This is a genomic window from Pseudochelatococcus lubricantis, assembly GCF_042432495.1.
GTDB classification, from domain to species: Bacteria; Pseudomonadota; Alphaproteobacteria; order Rhizobiales; family Beijerinckiaceae; genus Pseudochelatococcus; species Pseudochelatococcus lubricantis.
Genome location: NZ_JBHLXC010000001.1, coordinates 273,381 through 288,818 on the forward strand (window position 1 = coordinate 273,381; position 15,438 = coordinate 288,818).

Sequence of the window (15,438 nt, forward strand, 5' to 3'; positions counted from 1 at the left end):
TGATTGTTTGAAGAGCCGATACCACTGCGATGAACATCGACACGCGGGCAAGATCAAGACAACCGTCTCCAACATTGGCGCGTTTGCCTCCGTTAACGGCCCTGCGCGCGTTCGTGGCCACGGCGCGCCATCTCAATTTCACCGGCGCGGCCGATGAGCTGCACGTGACTTCCGCCGCCGTCGGCCAGCAAATCCGCTTGCTGGAGGAGCACCTCGGCCATGCGCTGTTCGTGCGCAACCGTGGCGGCCTGCAGCTCACGACCGCCGGGCGCGCCCTGATGCCGGGCCTGACGTCCGCCTTCGATACGCTGCTCGAAACGTTGTCTGCCCTTGCGGAAGAGCCCGGGCGCGCGCCGATCCGCATCGTCGCGCCATCGTCCTTCGCCGGGAAGTGGCTGGCGCCGCGCCTCGCCACCCTGCAGGCGGCCGGGCCGCGGCTCGACGTGCAGGTGGATGTGTGCTCGCGCGGGGTCGACCTGTTCAGGGACGACGCCGATTGCATCATCGGCTACGGCGCGGGCAACGTCTCCGGCCTCGTCGTGGACCGGCTGTTCGGCGAGGCAGTCGTGCCCGTGTGCAGCCCTGCGTTCGCACAGCGCCATGGGCTGTCGGGGAACCCGCCGGCGCTCGCCGGCGCGCCACTGCTGCACGAGCAGGGGCCGTCTCCCGATCCCGCCTGCCCGGACTGGGGGGCGTGGTTGCGCCTGTTCGGGCTGCCGATGCACCTGGCCGAAAGCGGCATCACGCTGAGCCAGTCGTCGCTGGTGCTGGACGCGGCGGTGGCGGGGCAGGGCGTGGGCCTGGCCAAGCTGCGGCTCGCGGAGGCCGACCTGCTGTCCGGCCGGCTCGTCGTTCCCTTCGGTGAGCCGCAGCCGGTGGATTTCTTCTACTTCTTCGCGGCGACGCCCCTGAAGGCGAAGTCGCCGCAGGTGCGCCAGTTCCGGCACTGGCTGCTGTCCGAGACGCGCGCGGCACGGACGGATGTTGACCGCTGGCCGCCCGATGGCCCCTATCCCGCGTCCGGCGCGCATGCCGACACGCCCGCCATTGCGGCGGAATGACGTTGCGGGCATTTAAAATTTTGTCTATAGACGTAATAGATATATAGCGCTATCAAACGCTTCTCCGATGCGGGCGCCCGGCCGTCCGCCCATCCTGCCGATCTGACAAAGGAAACGCTCGTTCATGTCCATCCAGTATCGCACGCTGGGCCGCAACGGCCTGCGCGTATCGCCGCTCGCCCTCGGCACCATGATGTTCGGAGGCGAGACCGATGAGGCCACGTCGCGGCGCATCATCGACAAGGCGTTCGATCAGGGTTTCAACTTCATCGACACGGCGGATGGCTACGCGAATTACCAGTCGGAGGTCGTGGTCGGCAACGCCATCCGCGAGAAGCGCGATAGCTGGGTGCTGGCAACCAAGTTCGCGAGCCCGCGCGGGCTCGACGCGAACAGCCAGGGCGCCTCGCGCAAGTATATCCGCCGTGCGGTGGAGGGCAGCCTGAAGCGGCTCGGCACCGACTACATCGACATCTACTACCTGCATCGCGAGGACCATGAGACGAATGTCGCGGAAACGATCCGCACGCTCGGCGACCTGATTTCCGAGGGCAAGATCCGCTACTACGGCCTCTCCAACCACCGCGCCTGGAAAATCGCCGAATTCAGTCGGGTGGCCGATCAGCTCGGGCTCGATCGGCCCATCGCCTCCCAGCCGCTCTACAACCTCGCCAACCGCCAGATCGAGTTCGAGCACCTCGATGCCGCCGACTACTACGGGCTCGGCGTCGTGCCCTACAGCCCGCTGGCGCGCGGCGTGCTGACGGCTAAATATGCGCCGGGCGCGGAGCCGGAGGCGGGCACGCGCGCCGGGCGTCAGGACAAGCGCATCCTGCAAACGGAATGGCGGCCGGAATCGCTGAACATCGCCCAGCGCATCGGCGAGCACGTCAAGTCGCGCGGCATTTCTCCCGGCCAGTTCGCGCTGGCCTGGGTGCTCAACAACCGGCTCATCACCGCCCCCATCGTCGGCCCGCGCACCGAGGCGCAGTGGGACGACTACCTGCCCGCGCTCGAATACAGGTTTACGCAGGAGGACGAGGCGCTGGTCAACGAACTCGTCGCCCCCGGCCACTCGTCCACGCCCGGCTTCAACGATCCGGCGCATTTCTTCTTCGGCCGCCGGCCGTACGCAGGCTGATCCGGTTTTCCGGAAAGCCGGTCACCCGACATGCCGCCTTCCGGTTTCGCCGACCGGAAGGCGGCTTCCTGCGTTCGCTTCCGGCAAGTGTGACGCGCGGCCTGCGGGCGCCACGGAAAGATATTCTTCGTCAGCCGCGAAGCAAAATTGTGCCATCCCGCCGCAGGCAGGGCGGTGTGCGTCTTCCAGCTTGTAAAATTGATTATTTTTATAGAAAATATGATCTTCGACAATGAGCGTGGGCCGGAACGGCGTCACGCTCGTTGCCGCCCCCGAATCCGGGGCGTCTCGATCACATTGGAAAAGCCCGCAGATGACAGACATAGCCGATCCGCAACCTGCCTCCGGTAACGAGAATCCGGCGGCGCGCCAGCGCCCGTCCGCGCCGCAGCGACCGCACCGTATCGATAGCGACGCGGAAGCCATTGCCGCCGCGCGCGGGCTTGCAGGGCAGTTCGCGGCCGGGGCCGCCGCGCGCGATCGGGAGCGGCTGCTGCCGTGGGCGGAAATCGAGGCCTTCACCGCGAGCGGACTTGGCGGCATCACGGTGCCGCGCGAATACGGCGGTGCCGATGTATCCTATGCCACGCTGGCGGAGGTGTTCGAGATCCTGTGCGCGGCCGACTCGTCGGCAGGCCAGGTTCCGCAGAATCATTTCGGCGTGCTGGCCTTGCTGCGCGACGCGGGGTCGCCGGAGCAGAAGCGGCGCTTCTACGGCGACGTGCTGAATGGCTACCGCATCGGCAACGCGGGGCCGGAACTCGGCCGCCGGCCCATCACACACTCCGGCACGCGCCTGCGCGGCACGCCGGAAGGATTGCGTCTCACCGGGCATCGCTTCTATTCGACGGGCGCCATCTTCGCGCACTGGATTCCGACGCGCGCCTTCGACGACGAGGAGCGGCCCGTACAGGTGTGGGTGCCGTATGACGCGAAAGGGGTGCGGGTGATCGACGACTGGGCGTCGTTCGGCCAGCGAACCACCGCGAGCGGCTCCGTCGTGTTCGACGACGTCGCCATCGACGATCCCGGGCAGATCATTCCGGTCTGGTCGTTCACCGGGCAGCCGGGGCTTGCCGGGCCGGTGTCGCAGCTCATCCAGGCGGCCATCGATTCCGGCATTGCAGCCGGCGCCATCGATGAAGCCATCGCCTTCGTGCGCGACCACGCGCGCCCGTGGACGGATGCAGGCGTGGAACGCGCGTCCGACGACCTCTACATCATTCACGATGTCGGCCGCCTGAAGATCGACCTGCACGCGGCGCAGGCGGTGCTGCGCAAGGCGGGCCGGGTGCTCGACGAGGTGGCGCGCGCGCCGGTGACGGCCGAGTCGAGCGCGCGCGCCTCCGTCGCCGTGGCGCAGGCGAAGATCCTGACCACCGAAATCGCCCTTGCGGCCAGCGAGAAGCTGCACGAACTCGCCGGCTCCGCCTCCACGCGCGCCGTGCACAATCTGGACCGCTACTGGCGCAACGCCCGCGTGCACACGCTGCACGATCCGGTGCGATGGAAATACCACCTGCTCGGCAACTACGCGCTGAACGGCGTGCTGCCCGCGCGCCATCAGTGGAACTGAGAGGGATTGCCATGAGTATAGCTGCCCTTTCCCCGGCGCCTGCGCCCGCCGTGCGCCCGGCTGTCATCCGCGACGACGCGCAGGCGCTCGACGTGGCGCGCACATTCGCCGACGCCTTCACGCGCGATGCCTCCCTGCGCGACCGCGACCGCCTGCTGCCATGGGACATCCTGCCCGAGTATACCGCCAGCGGCCTGTGGGGCATCACGGTGCCGAGGGAATATGGCGGGCCGGGCGTTTCTACGGTGACGCTGGCAAAAACCGTCGCCACGCTGGCGAGCGGCGACGGTTCGCTGGCGCAGATTCCGCAGAACCACTACTATGCGCTGGAGGTGCTGCGCATCGGTGGCACGGCGGAACAGCAGGCGTTCTTCAACGGGCGCGTGCTGGCTGGCGAGCGTTTCGGCAATGCGCTGGCGGAAATCGGTGCGCGCGACTTCAAACGCCGCACGCAACTGGTGCGCGACCCCGCCGGCTGGTATGTGGACGGCCGCAAATTCTACTGCACCGGCGCGATCTTCGCCCATTGGATCCCGACGCTGACCGTGGCGCAGGAGGATGGCCGGGAGGTCACCTATCTCGTCTTCGTGCCCCGCACGGCCGAGGGCGTGACCATCGTCGACGACTGGGACGGCTTCGGCCAGCGCGTCACGGGCAGCGGCTCGGTCGTCTTCGAGCGCGTGGCGGTGAAGCCCGAATGGGTGGTGCCGTTTCTCGCCTCCTTTGAGCGGCCGACGACGATCGGCCCCTTCGCCCAGATCCTGCACGCGGCCATCGATCTCGGCATCGGCTGGGGCGCGTATCGCGAGACGCTGCCCTTCATTCGCGAGCGCTCCCGCCCCTGGATCGACGCGAAGGTGGAGCGCGCCGCGGACGATCCGCTGCTGCTGGAACGGCTCGGCGATGTCTGGCTGAGGCTGACGGCGGCCGAGGCGTTGCTGGAGCGGGCGGGCGAGGCGGTCGATGCCGCGCAGGGGGCGCCGGACGAGGACAGCGTGGCGCGCGCCTCCGTCGCCGTGGCGGAAGCACGGGTGCTCACCACCACTGCCGGACTTCTTGCCGCCAACAGGCTGTTCGAACTGACGGGCACCTCCGCCACCTTCGCGCAGGACAACCTCGACCGCTACTGGCGAAACGTCCGCACCCATACCCTGCACGATCCGGTGCGGTGGAAGTATCACGCGGTCGGCAACTTCTACCTGAACGGCAAACGCCCGCCGCGCCACGGAGCCCTGTGATGACGGTGAAAAAGCAAATCCTGCTCAATGCCTTCAACATGAACTGCGTCGGGCACATCAACCACGGCTTGTGGACGCACCCGCGCGATACCTCGGCCGACTACAACACCCTCGGCTACTGGACGTCGCTCGCCCGGACGCTGGAGCGGGGGCTGTTCGACGGCATCTTCATCGCCGATATCACCGGCGTTTACGACATCTACCAGGGCGGCATCGATCTGACGGCACGGGAGGCGATCCAGTTGCCGGTCAACGACCCGACGGTGCTGGTCTCCGGCATGGCGGCGGTGACGGAACACCTCGGCTTCGGCATTACCGTCAACGTCAATACGGAGCACCCCTACACCTTTGCCCGCCGTTTCTCGACGCTCGATCATCTCACGGGCGGGCGCGTCGGCTGGAACATCGTCACCGGCTATCTTGACAGCGCTGCCCGCGCCGTGGGGCAGGAGGCGCTGACCGAGCACGACACACGCTACGACCGGGCGGACGAGTATCTGGATCTGCTCTACAAGCTGTGGGAGGGAAGCTGGGCGGACGATGCCGTGCACCGCGACCGGGCAGCACGCGTCTTCACCGATCCCGCGAAGGTGCGGCCCGTTGCCCACGACGGCCGCTTCTACAGGTCGCACGGCTATCACCTGAGCGAGCCCTCCGTCCAGCGCACACCGGTGTTGTATCAGGCCGGGACGTCCGGACGCGGCAAGCAGTTCGCCGCGCGCCACGCCGAATGCGTGTTCATCTCCGCGCCCGACACGACGGTGGCGCGCGAGACCGCCCGCAGCTTGCGGGAACTCGCGGTGGCGTACGGCAGAAAGCCGGATGACATCAAGATATTCGTCGGTATCGCCGTGGTGCCCGACCGCAGCAGCGCGGCGGCGCGGGAGAAGCTGGCGGACTATGTGCGCCATGCCAATCCCGAGGCGGGCCTCGCGCATTTCGCGGCGAGCACCGGCATCGACTTTTCCCGTTACGATCCCGATGAGCCGGTCGCCTACGGGCCGTCGAATGCCATTCAGTCTGCGACGCAACTGGCGCTGAAGCGCGGCTGGACGCGGCGGCAGCTTCTTGGCCAACTGGGGCTTGGCGGGCGCCATCCGGTGATCGTCGGCGACGCCGTCACCGTTGCCGACGAACTCGCGCGCTGGATCGACGAGGGCGAGATCGATGGCTTCAACCTCTCGCGCGTCGTCACGCCCGAGACCTATGAAGACTTCATCGACATCGTGGTGCCGGAACTGCAGGAGCGCGGCCTCTACAAGACGGCCTACGCGGAAGGCTCGCTGCGCAACCGGATTTTCGGCGAGGGCAACAGGCTGCCCGCGCGCCATGCCGCCGGCGCCTATCGTTTCAACGCCTATCGCCTTCCTTCGGCGGAAGCTTCGGGAGCATCATCATGAGTCTTGAAATTTTCTGGTTCCTGCCGACCTCCGGCGACACCCGCTATCTCGGCAAGTCCGACTTCGGCCGCAAGCCGACCAACGCCTATCTGCGGCAGATCGCCGTCACCGCCGAGAACCTCGGCTACGACGGACTGCTCATCCCCACCGGATCGAGCTGCCTCGACCCGTGGGTGACGGCCTCGAGCCTGGTGCCTGTGACCAGCCGCATCAAGCTGCTGGTGGCGCTGCGCACCTCGCTGAGCGGCCCCACCGCCTCCGCCCGGCAGGCGGCGGCGCTCGACGAGGCGCTGGGCGGCCGCCTGCTGCTCAATGTGGTACCGGGCGGCGACGCCAAGGAACTCGCGGCCGACGGCGTGTTCTACGATCACGACACGCGCTACGAGGCGGCCGACGAGTTCCTCGGCGTCTGGCGGCGGCTGTTGCAGGGCGAGACGGTCGATTTCGCCGGCGATCACATCAAGGTCGAGGGCGCGCGCAATTTCCACCCGGCGGTGCAGCAGCCCTATCCGCCGCTCTATTTCGGCGGCTCGTCGCCCGCCGCTCACGAACTCGCGGCCAGGCATGTCGACGCCTATCTGACGTGGGGCGAACCGCCGGCGGCGGTGGCGGAGAAGATCGCCGACGTGCGCCGGCGCGCCGAAAAGTACGGGCGGACGGTACGTTTCGGCGTGCGGCTGCACGTCATCGTGCGCGAGACTGCCGCGGAGGCGTGGGCGGATGCCGACCGTCTCATCAGCAAGCTCACGGACGAGGACATCCGCCTCGCGCAGGAGAACTATTCCCGTATGGATTCGGAAGGGCAGAGGCGGATGGCCGCCCTGCACGGGGGGCGGCGCGACAGGCTGGAAGTGAGCCCGAATCTGTGGGCGGGCGTCGGCCTCGTGCGCGGGGGGGCGGGCACGGCGCTGGTGGGCGACGGGCAGACCGTCGTCGAGCGGCTCAAGGAGTATGCCGATCTCGGCGTCGACACCTTCGTGCTCTCCGGCTATCCGCATCTGGAGGAAGCGATCCGCTTCGCCGAACTCGCTTTCCCCTACCTGCCCGGCAAGCAGCCCGTGACGGTCCGTGATCAGGCGCTGACCGGCGGGGCATTCGATATCCGCGCGAGCGAGCCGAAGCAGAGGGCGTCGGCATGAGCGCGTCGCATCCCGTCATCGATATGCGCTGCCGGCCGGCCTACCTGCACGACTTCTTCGGCGCGACCCCCGGCACCGCCGCCTACGAGACCGCCCGCTGGCTGAACCGGCGGGTCGGCACGCGCGGAGACGATTCTCACTTCGTCCGCTCGCGCACGCCCGAAGGCTTCCTCGCGGAGGTGCGGGAGGCCGGGCTCGCGAAGGCCGTCGTGGTGGGGCGGCATACGCCGGCGCAACATTTGCCCAACGACCGCATCCACGCGATCGTCTCGGGCGGCGACGAACTCATCGGCATCGGCGCCGTCGATCCGGTGCTGCAGGGCGAGCGCGGCGCGCTGGAGGAGGCGGAGCGCGCGGTGAAGGTGCTCGGGCTCGCGGGCATCGACCTCGAACCCGGTTTCGGCGAGCCGCCGCGCCATCCCGACGATCCGGTCTATTTCCCGGTCTATGAGCTTGCCGCCCATCTCGGCGTACCGGTCTTCCTGATGAGCGGCCCGACGACGCCGGACCCGCGCTACAACGATCCCTCGCCGCTCGCCCGCGTGGCGCAGGCGTTTCCATCGCTGCCCATCGTCGTCTATCACGGCTATTGGCCCAACGTGCAGCAGGCGATCGGCGTCGCCTTCCGCTACGACAACGTGCATCTCGTGCCGGACATGTATCTGTTCCAGCCCGGCACGCAGGCTTATGTCGAGGCGGCCAACAGCTTTCTGGCGGACCAGTTCCTGTTCGGGTCGTCCTATCCCTTCCGGCCGATCCGCCAGACCGTCGATGACTTCCTTGCCCTCGGCTTCCGGGAGGGGGTCGTCGAGAAGCTGCTCTACGGCAACGCCGCACGCCTCCTCAAGGTCGGCTGAGGCGAGAAGCCGCGCGGCGGCCCCGCGCGGCACCCTTCGCTCCTCAAGCGCTATAGCCTGCCGCGCCAGGGAACGAATATCTTCTCCAGCACACGGACCACGGCTTCGAGCAGGAAGGCCACGGCGGCGATGACGAGGATGCCCATGATGACGACATCCGTCACCAGAAACTGGGCGGCGGACTGGATCATGAAGCCGAGGCCGCGTGTCGCGGCCACGAGTTCGGCGGCGACAAGCGTCGTCCAGCCCGCGCCGAGCGCGATGCGGATGCCGGTGACGATCTCGGGCAGGGCGCTGGGGAAGATGACATAGCGCAGCAATTGCGCGCGCGTGGCCCCCAGCGACCGCGCCGCGTCCAGCCTGTCCGGCGCGACGGAGCGGACGCCCGCCGCCGTGGACAGGGCGATGGGTGCCAGCATGGCGACGCCGATGACCAGCACCTTCGACACTTCGCCGATGCCGAACCAGATGATGACGAGCGGCAGATAGGCGAGCGGCGGAATGGGCCGCAGCAGCTCCAGCAGCGGATCGAGTATTCCCCGGCCGACGGGGCTGAGCGCGATGGCGAAGCCGACGGGAATGGCGATCGCCGCCGAGAAGAACAGCGCCGCGAACACTCGCGCAAGGCTTGCGCCGAGATGTTCCAGCAGCGTTGAATCGACATAGCCTTCGGTAAGAACGGCGATGAAACGCTCGAACACCGCTGCCGGAGGGGGCAGAAACAGCGGCGCGATCATGCCGCTCGCCGTCACCGCCCACCAGATGGCGAGCAGGACGAGCAGTGTAGCGGCGGACAGATGGGCCACCCTGAGACGCCGCCCGCCGGCCGGCGCTCCCGCCGTCACATCCGGTTCGAGATAATCGGTCGCCGAACTCATGCGGCTGCCTCCCGCGTGAAGACAAGGTCCAGAACCCGCTCGCGCAGGTCGACGAAAGCAGGGTCGCTGCGCACGGACCGCAGGGTTTCCCCGCGGGCGAGGCGTGTGCCGAAATCGATGCCGAATTCCTGCGCCACACGCCCGGGCCGCGCGGCCAGCACGACGAGCCGGGTGCCGAGCAGCAGCGCTTCCTCGACATCGTGGGTGATGAACAGGATGCCGGGACCGAGCCGCTGCCAGAGGTCCAGCACGACCTCATGCATCTGCGCGCGGGTGAGGGCGTCGAGCGCGCCGAAAGGCTCGTCCATCAGCAGGAAATGCGGCTCCGCCATCAGCGCCCGGGCAAGGCCGACACGCTGGCGCTGCCCGCCGGACAGCTCCCATATCTTGCGCCGTTCGAAGCCGGCAAGGCCGAGGCGCGCCAGGACAGCCTGGGCCCGCGGCCGGTATTCGCGTGCCGGAACCCCGCGCAGTTTCAGGGAAAGGGCGGTATTCTCAAGGGCGTCGAACCATGGCAGCAGCGCGTCATCCTGAAAGACGACGCCCCTGTCCGCACCCGGGCCGGTGATCTGTTCGCCGTTGACCAGCACCTGGCCGCCGGTCGGCTGCAGGAACCCCGCCGCCAGTTTCAGCAGCGTCGTCTTGCCCGATCCCGACGGACCGAGCACGGTGACGAAATCCCGCGCGCCGAAAGTGAGGGACAGGTTCGCGATCACCGGCGGCGCGTTGCCGTAGCGGACGCTCACGTCCTGAAGCGACAGCCGTGACATGGTTCTCTCCCTCGAAATGCGGTCCGGCGACAGGATGCGCGGTCCCCGGGCGGCGGTGCGCCCGGGGACCGCGGAAGACGGTCCGCGATGCGCGCCGCGTTACGAGCCCGCCGCCTCTTTCACGAAGCGGTTCGTGATGTAGGGCGTGTAATCGGGCAGGGCGGCAGGTATCTTGTTCTGCTCCTTCAGGAAGCGGGCGGTGTCGGCTATCGCCTTGGCGAGCCCGCCGCCGAGCAGCTCGGCGGAGGCCTGCTCCTCCAGCGTGGGCAGTTCATTGCCCGCGAGGATGCCGGGCACGTCCTCCGCCTTGCCGCCGGTGAGGCGGGCGATGTCCTGCACCTCCTTAGAGGAAGCGGTCCACGCCGCCGGATTCTTGCGGTAGGCGGCATGGGCCTCGCCCGTGAGCTTCACGAACTGCTTCACGGCCTCGGGATGCTTCTCGATGAAATCGTTGCGGGCGATCCAGGCGTCGAAGGTCGGCGCCCCCCATTCCCCCACCTGCCTGGAGGAGGCGAGCACGGTGCCGCTGGCCTTCGCCCTGCCGAGCGCCGGATCCCAGACGTAGGTGGCGTCGATGTCGCCGCGCTCCCAGGCGGCGATGATTTCCGGCGGGCGCAGGTTGAGGATCTGCACCTGCTTCGGGTCGATGTTCCAGTGCTTCAGCGCCGCCAGCAGGCTGTAATGGCCCGTGGAGACGAAGGGCACGGCGATCTTCTTGCCGACGAGGTCTTTCGGCTCCTTGATGCCGGACTTGTCGGAGACGACGAGTGCTTCCGCATCGCCGAGCAGGCCGGAGATGAAGATGGTCTGGAACGGCACCTTGCTGGACGCAGCCGCCGTCAGCGGGCTCGAACCCACGAGACCGATCTGCACGTCGCCCGAGGCGATGGCGGCAATCACGTCCGCGCCGGCGTCGAACTTGCGCCACTCGACAGGCAGGCCGACCGCCTTCTCGTAAAGCCCCTCCGCTTGCGGAACCTTCGCGAGGTCCACGGTCGTCTGATAGCCGATCACGAGCTTGTCGGCGGCGAACGAAGCGCCCGTGGAAGCGGCCAGCGAGAAGGCAGCCGCCGTTGCAAGCAGAATACGCCGGGAAACAGCCATTGGAACCCCCATTACCAATCCTGAAACAATGAACGATTTAGCGCACGGGAAACGGATAATGTCAATTAATTCCATATAAAATGTCTAATTATAAAATCCACTGAAATATCATGGTATTTACAATGAATGAGCCCGGCAGCGAACCGCCGGGCTCCTTTTCGCTCGGGAGAGACGCGCACGAGGCGCGGGGAAGGGCGGCCCCGGGACGAGGGCCGTCCATCTGGAATCAGAACGCCGGGAGCTGACCGGGGAACTTGTCCCTGATGAGCTGGCGGATGGTGTCGTTCTGATAAGCGGCGACCAGCTTCTTGAACACCGGCTTGTCCTTGTCCACGGTACGCACGGCGATGAAGTTGGCGTAGGGGTTGTTCTTGTCGGATTCGATGGCGATCGAGTCCTTGCCCGGCGTCAGGCCGGCCTGCACGGCATAGTTGGTATTGATGGTCGAGGCGTCGGTGTCGTCGAGGCTGCGCGGCAACTGCGCGGCGTCGATCTCGCGGATCTTGAGGTTCTTCTTGTTCTCGGTGATGTCGAGAACGGTCGGCAGCAGGCCGACGCCGTCCTTCAGCTTGATGAGGCCGAGCGACTGCAGCAGCAGCAGCGAACGCCCGCCGTTGGAGGGATCGTTCTGGATGCCGATGACCGCGCCGTCCTTCAGCTCGTCGAGCGATTTCACCTTTCTGGAATAGAGGCCGATCGGGGCGATGATGGTGTCGCCGACCGGGGTGATCTTGTAGCCCTTGGTCTTTATCTGGTTGTCGAGAAAGGGCTTGTGCTGGAAGGCGTTGGCGTCGAGGTCGCCTGCGTCGAGCGCGGCGTTCGGCAGCAGGTAGTCGCTGAACACGACGACCTCGACGTCGAGCCCGTCCTTGGCGGCGATCTTCTTGACCTCTTCCCAGATGATCTCCGCGTCGCCCGCGGAGATGCCGACCTTGACCTTCTCCTGCGCCGCCGCCTGCTGGGTCAGCGCCGGGCTGGCAGCGAGCGCGAGGGCCGCGAGGGCCGAAAGAAACCAACGCTTCATGACAGAAACTCCTGACAGGCCGGCGCATGCCACCCCGGCGGCGCCGCCCGATTCAAAATCCGCACGTGCCCGCCGCGATATGCGCACAGCAAGCATTGTTTCTATTGATCATATAAATTCTATAGAATATATGTCAACTCGTTTCGACGGGAAGGGACATTCATACACATGACGATTTATGCGGTGCGGCCGCACACGCCGGACGGGGATGCGGCCGCCGCGCGCGCTGCCCGTCCGCGACATGGCGGGCGGGTGACGTTCGAGAACGTCGGCAAGGCGTTCGATACGCCGGGCGGACAAGTTTCGGCGCTGCGCGGCATCGGCTTCACGGTGGAGCCGGGCGAGATTTTTGGCGTCATCGGCCGCTCGGGCGCGGGCAAGTCGACGCTGATTCGCACGGTCAACGGGCTGGAGAAGCCCACCGCCGGGCGGGTGCTGGTGGAAAATGCCGCCGGGGAGCGGGCCGACGTGGGCAGCCTCTCCATCGGCGAGCTGGCGCGGCTGCGCCGCGACATCGGCATGATCTTCCAGCACTTCAACCTGCTCTCCTCGAAAACCGTGGAGCGCAACGTCGGCCTGCCTCTTCGTCTCGCAGGCGCCTCCCGCGCCGAGGAGGCCGGGCGCGTCGCGGAACTGCTGGCGCTCGTCGGCCTCTCCGACAAGCGCGGCCGCTATCCGCGCGAGCTGTCCGGCGGGCAGAAACAGCGCGTCGGCATCGCCCGCGCCCTGGCGCGCCACCCCGCCATCCTGCTGTGCGACGAGGCCACCTCGGCGCTCGACCCCGAAACCACCCTGTCCATTCTGGACCTGCTGAAGGACATCAACCGGCGGCTCGGCCTGACCGTCATCCTGATCACCCACGAGATGGAGGCGATCCGCCACATCTGCGACAGGGTGGCTGTGATCGAGAAGGGCGAGATCGTCGAGATCGGCCCGGTCTGGCAGGTGTTCGGCGATCCGCGCGAGGAAGCGACGCGCGCCTTGCTCAAGCCCCACGCCGACGAACTGCCGGACGACCTGTCCGGCCGCATCGTGCCCCTGCCGGGTGAGCGGACGGTGCCGGTATTTGCCGTCACCTACACCGGCGCGGAGGCGGGAGAGCCCGATCTGGGCGGTCTGTTCGGCGTGCTCGGCGAAGGGGCGCGGCTGCTGCATGGCTCGCTCGACCGCATTCAGGGGCATGCGCAGGGGCGGCTGCTGATCGCCGCGCCCGCCGTCGCCCCGCAGCAGGCGGCGCAGGCGCTCGCCCGGCTCAACACCCTTCCCCCACGCGCGGAGATCATCGGCTATGTCGACGGCGCTCTTTAATCTCTTTCTCAACGCCGTGTGGGAAACGCTGCTGATGGTAGGCGTTTCCGGACTCGTCACGCTTCTCGTCGGCGGCCCGCTCGCCGTCGTGCTGGTGACGACCGGGCCGGGCGGCGTGTTCGAGGCGCCGCGCCTCAACCAGGTGCTGGGCGCTGTCGTCAACGGCTTCCGCTCTACGCCGTTCATCATTCTGCTGGTGGCGCTGATTCCGTTCACGCGGTTGATCGTGGGCACGACCATCGGTATCTGGGCGGCGATCGTGCCGCTCAGCATCGCGGCCATTCCATTCTTCGCCCGCATCGCGGAGGTGAGCCTGCGCGAGGTGGACAGGGGCCTCGTGGAAGCGGCGCAGGCCATGGGCGCCAGCCGCCTGCAGATCATCACGAGCGTGCTCGTTCCGGAGGCGCTGCCCGGCGTCGTGGCGGGCTTCACCATCACGCTCGTCTCGCTCATCTCCTCATCCGCCATGGCCGGGGCGGTGGGCGCGGGCGGCCTCGGCGATCTCGCCATCCGCTATGGCTACCAGCGGTTCGAGACCACGGTGATGCTGCTTGTCATCGCGGTGCTGATCGCTATCGTAATGATCGTGCAGGGAACGGGCGACTGGTTCGCCCACCGGCTCAACAAGCGCTGAGGACGGGAGACATCATGCCGGAACAGGGCGGGATCGCGATCCCCGATGAAATCGCAGCCTTCAACGACGAGATCGTCGCCATCCGCCATGATCTGCACAGGCATCCCGAACTCGGCTTCGAGGAAGTGCGCACGGCCGGCATCGTCGCGGCCAAGCTGGCCGAATGGGGCATCGAGGTGCATCGCGGTGTCGGCCGCACCGGCGTCGTCGGCGTGCTGCGCGCGGGCAACGGCGGCAACCGCAGCGTCGGCCTGAGGGCGGACATGGACGCGCTGCCCCTGCACGAGGAAACCGGCCTGCCGTTCGCATCGGAGAGCGCCGGCCGCTTCCATGGCTGCGGGCATGACGGGCACACGGCGATCCTGCTCGCGGCGGCGCGCTATCTGGCCGCGACGCGGCAGTTCGACGGCACCGTGGTGTTCGTGTTCCAGCCCGCCGAGGAAGGTCTCGGCGGCGCGCGGGCGATGATCGACGACGGCCTGTTCGGGCGTTTTCCGGTCGACGAGATCTACGGCCTGCACAATTCCACCATCACGCCGCACGGGCATGTCCATGTGTCGCCGGGGCCGGTGCAGGCCGGGGCGGATTTCTTCGATATAATCGTGCGGGGCAGCGGCGGCCATGCCGCTCATCCGCATGCGGCGCGCGACCCGATCGTGGCCTCCGCCGGGCTGATCACCGCGCTGCAGGGCATCATCAGCCGGCACACGCCGCCGCGCGAGGCGGCGGTGCTGTCGGTGACGGCGATCAATTCCAACACCGCCTACAACATCATCCCTGAAACCGTGCACCTGCGGGGCACGGTGCGCACGCTCGACGGCGCGCTGAAGAAGCGCATCGCCCAACGCATCCGCGCCGTGGCGGAGGGCGTGGCGCTGGCGCACGACGTGCGCGTCGAGGTTGATATCCGTGACGCCGTGACGCCCCTCGTCAACGCCGCCGAACAGGCCGACGCCGTTGCCGCGGCCGCCCGCGCCGTCGTCGGCGATGCCAACGTGAGCACGGACTGGCGGCCGAGCATGGGCAGCGAGGATTTCTCCGAATATCTCACCCATGTGCCAGGTGCGTTCTTCTCCCTCGGGCACCATGGCGATATTCCCCTGCACAGTCCGCGCTTCGTCCTCGACGACGGCATCTTGCCCGTGGGCGCGGCGCTGTTCGCCCGTCTCGTCCAGGACCGCCTGCCGCCGGAAGCATGAGTCAGTACTTATTTTCTATAAAATATATAGAATGTATATTGACAGGGCCGGGCCGCTCTTCCATGCTGCCCGGCATGCGGTCGCCGCTGCCCGCGCCACGGTTGCGTGG

The 15,438-nt window shown here is 67.4% G+C and carries 15 protein-coding genes; 10 read left to right on the forward strand and 5 right to left on the reverse strand.

Annotated elements, in window-relative coordinates; all coding sequences use genetic code 11:
* The first annotated feature begins 29 nt into the window (after positions 1-29).
* Both ACFFJ7_RS01115 and ACFFJ7_RS01120 read left to right on the forward strand, forming a co-directional pair.
* Positions 30-1,061 (forward strand): LysR substrate-binding domain-containing protein, encoded by a 1,032-nt coding sequence (locus ACFFJ7_RS01115; protein WP_377590394.1) that lies wholly within the window; start codon positions 30-32, stop codon positions 1,059-1,061.
* A gap of 130 nt (positions 1,062-1,191) precedes the next feature.
* Positions 1,192-2,202 (forward strand): aldo/keto reductase, encoded by a 1,011-nt coding sequence (locus ACFFJ7_RS01120; protein WP_377590707.1) that lies wholly within the window; start codon positions 1,192-1,194, stop codon positions 2,200-2,202.
* A gap of 21 nt (positions 2,203-2,223) precedes the next feature.
* On the opposite strand, the gene ACFFJ7_RS01125 is transcribed toward ACFFJ7_RS01120, so the two are convergent.
* On the reverse strand, positions 2,224-2,526 hold the full coding sequence (locus tag ACFFJ7_RS01125; protein ID WP_377590396.1) for a hypothetical protein: 303 nt from the start codon (positions 2,524-2,526) through the stop codon (positions 2,224-2,226).
* Here ACFFJ7_RS01125 and ACFFJ7_RS01130 point away from each other — a divergent pair.
* From ACFFJ7_RS01130 to ACFFJ7_RS01150, 5 genes are read left to right on the forward strand one after another with little or no spacing between them, the layout of a single operon-like run.
* Positions 2,516-3,778 carry an SfnB family sulfur acquisition oxidoreductase gene (locus ACFFJ7_RS01130; protein WP_377590398.1) on the forward strand — a complete coding sequence of 421 codons (1,263 nt, stop codon included), beginning with the start codon at positions 2,516-2,518 and terminating at the stop codon, positions 3,776-3,778. The genes ACFFJ7_RS01125 and ACFFJ7_RS01130 overlap by 11 nt on opposite strands.
* An 11-nt stretch (positions 3,779-3,789) precedes the next feature.
* Positions 3,790-5,016 (forward strand): SfnB family sulfur acquisition oxidoreductase, encoded by a 1,227-nt coding sequence (locus ACFFJ7_RS01135; protein WP_377590400.1) that lies wholly within the window; start codon positions 3,790-3,792, stop codon positions 5,014-5,016.
* On the forward strand, positions 5,016-6,416 hold the full coding sequence (locus ACFFJ7_RS01140) for an LLM class flavin-dependent oxidoreductase (protein ID WP_377590402.1): 1,401 nt from the start codon (positions 5,016-5,018) through the stop codon (positions 6,414-6,416). Before ACFFJ7_RS01135 ends, ACFFJ7_RS01140 begins: the two co-directional genes overlap by 1 nt.
* Positions 6,413-7,555 carry an FMNH2-dependent alkanesulfonate monooxygenase gene (gene ssuD, locus ACFFJ7_RS01145; RefSeq protein WP_377590404.1) on the forward strand — a complete coding sequence of 381 codons (1,143 nt, stop codon included), beginning with the start codon at positions 6,413-6,415 and terminating at the stop codon, positions 7,553-7,555. Before ACFFJ7_RS01140 ends, ssuD begins: the two co-directional genes overlap by 4 nt.
* The gene (locus ACFFJ7_RS01150) at positions 7,552-8,412 is read left to right on the forward strand and encodes an amidohydrolase family protein (RefSeq protein WP_166953860.1); all 861 of its coding nucleotides are present in this window, start codon (positions 7,552-7,554) and stop codon (positions 8,410-8,412) included. Before ssuD ends, ACFFJ7_RS01150 begins: the two co-directional genes overlap by 4 nt.
* A 50-nt stretch (positions 8,413-8,462) precedes the next feature.
* Here the strand turns inward: ACFFJ7_RS01150 and ACFFJ7_RS01155 are convergent, their stop codons facing one another.
* The 4 genes from ACFFJ7_RS01155 to ACFFJ7_RS01170 all read right to left on the reverse strand — a co-directional run bounded on the left by ACFFJ7_RS01155 (position 8,463) and on the right by ACFFJ7_RS01170 (position 12,188).
* Positions 8,463-9,290, reverse strand: a complete 828-nt coding sequence (locus ACFFJ7_RS01155) for an ABC transporter permease subunit (RefSeq protein WP_166953862.1) — start codon at positions 9,288-9,290, stop codon at positions 8,463-8,465.
* A complete protein-coding gene (locus tag ACFFJ7_RS01160) occupies positions 9,287-10,060 on the reverse strand; it encodes a taurine ABC transporter ATP-binding protein (RefSeq protein WP_166953865.1) in 774 nt (257 codons plus the stop codon). Before ACFFJ7_RS01160 ends, ACFFJ7_RS01155 begins: the two co-directional genes overlap by 4 nt.
* Positions 10,061-10,159: 99 nt before the next feature.
* Positions 10,160-11,164: a taurine ABC transporter substrate-binding protein gene (tauA, locus tag ACFFJ7_RS01165; RefSeq protein ID WP_377590408.1), complete on the reverse strand. Its 1,005-nt coding sequence runs from the start codon at positions 11,162-11,164 to the stop codon at positions 10,160-10,162.
* 226 nt (positions 11,165-11,390) lie between these two features.
* A complete protein-coding gene (locus ACFFJ7_RS01170) occupies positions 11,391-12,188 on the reverse strand; it encodes a MetQ/NlpA family ABC transporter substrate-binding protein (protein ID WP_166953869.1) in 798 nt (265 codons plus the stop codon).
* A 168-nt stretch (positions 12,189-12,356) separates the two neighbouring features.
* On the opposite strand from ACFFJ7_RS01170, the gene ACFFJ7_RS01175 reads away from it, so the two are divergent.
* Genes ACFFJ7_RS01175 through ACFFJ7_RS01185 form a run of 3 tightly spaced genes read left to right on the forward strand, consistent with a single transcriptional unit; the run spans position 12,357 to position 15,329 of the window.
* Positions 12,357-13,496: a methionine ABC transporter ATP-binding protein gene (locus tag ACFFJ7_RS01175; protein WP_166953871.1), complete on the forward strand. Its 1,140-nt coding sequence runs from the start codon at positions 12,357-12,359 to the stop codon at positions 13,494-13,496.
* Positions 13,477-14,130, forward strand: a complete 654-nt coding sequence (locus ACFFJ7_RS01180; RefSeq protein ID WP_166953873.1) for a methionine ABC transporter permease — start codon at positions 13,477-13,479, stop codon at positions 14,128-14,130. The genes ACFFJ7_RS01175 and ACFFJ7_RS01180 overlap by 20 nt, the downstream gene beginning before the upstream one ends.
* A gap of 14 nt (positions 14,131-14,144) precedes the next feature.
* On the forward strand, positions 14,145-15,329 hold the full coding sequence (locus tag ACFFJ7_RS01185) for an amidohydrolase (protein WP_377590411.1): 1,185 nt from the start codon (positions 14,145-14,147) through the stop codon (positions 15,327-15,329).
* Positions 15,330-15,438: the final 109 nt, after the last annotated feature.

What these genes read in the sequence shown, in the direction of transcription:
- ACFFJ7_RS01130 (WP_377590398.1), top strand. Translation starts at nt 2,516, where the DNA reads ATGACAGACATAGCCGATCCGCAACCTGCCTCCGGTAACGAGAATCCG.
- ACFFJ7_RS01170 (WP_166953869.1), bottom strand. Translation starts at nt 12,188, where the DNA reads ATGAAGCGTTGGTTTCTTTCGGCCCTCGCGGCCCTCGCGCTCGCTGCC.
- ACFFJ7_RS01135 (WP_377590400.1), top strand. Translation starts at nt 3,790, where the DNA reads ATGAGTATAGCTGCCCTTTCCCCGGCGCCTGCGCCCGCCGTGCGCCCG.
- ACFFJ7_RS01185 (WP_377590411.1), top strand. Translation starts at nt 14,145, where the DNA reads ATGCCGGAACAGGGCGGGATCGCGATCCCCGATGAAATCGCAGCCTTC.
- tauA (WP_377590408.1), bottom strand. Translation starts at nt 11,164, where the DNA reads ATGGCTGTTTCCCGGCGTATTCTGCTTGCAACGGCGGCTGCCTTCTCG.
- ACFFJ7_RS01180 (WP_166953873.1), top strand. Translation starts at nt 13,477, where the DNA reads ATGTCGACGGCGCTCTTTAATCTCTTTCTCAACGCCGTGTGGGAAACG.
- ACFFJ7_RS01140 (WP_377590402.1), top strand. Translation starts at nt 5,016, where the DNA reads ATGACGGTGAAAAAGCAAATCCTGCTCAATGCCTTCAACATGAACTGC.
- ACFFJ7_RS01175 (WP_166953871.1), top strand. Translation starts at nt 12,357, where the DNA reads ATGACGATTTATGCGGTGCGGCCGCACACGCCGGACGGGGATGCGGCC.
- ACFFJ7_RS01115 (WP_377590394.1), top strand. Translation starts at nt 30, where the DNA reads ATGAACATCGACACGCGGGCAAGATCAAGACAACCGTCTCCAACATTG.
- ACFFJ7_RS01160 (WP_166953865.1), bottom strand. Translation starts at nt 10,060, where the DNA reads ATGTCACGGCTGTCGCTTCAGGACGTGAGCGTCCGCTACGGCAACGCG.
- ACFFJ7_RS01150 (WP_166953860.1), top strand. Translation starts at nt 7,552, where the DNA reads ATGAGCGCGTCGCATCCCGTCATCGATATGCGCTGCCGGCCGGCCTAC.
- ACFFJ7_RS01155 (WP_166953862.1), bottom strand. Translation starts at nt 9,290, where the DNA reads ATGAGTTCGGCGACCGATTATCTCGAACCGGATGTGACGGCGGGAGCG.
- ACFFJ7_RS01125 (WP_377590396.1), bottom strand. Translation starts at nt 2,526, where the DNA reads ATGTCTGTCATCTGCGGGCTTTTCCAATGTGATCGAGACGCCCCGGAT.
- ssuD (WP_377590404.1), top strand. Translation starts at nt 6,413, where the DNA reads ATGAGTCTTGAAATTTTCTGGTTCCTGCCGACCTCCGGCGACACCCGC.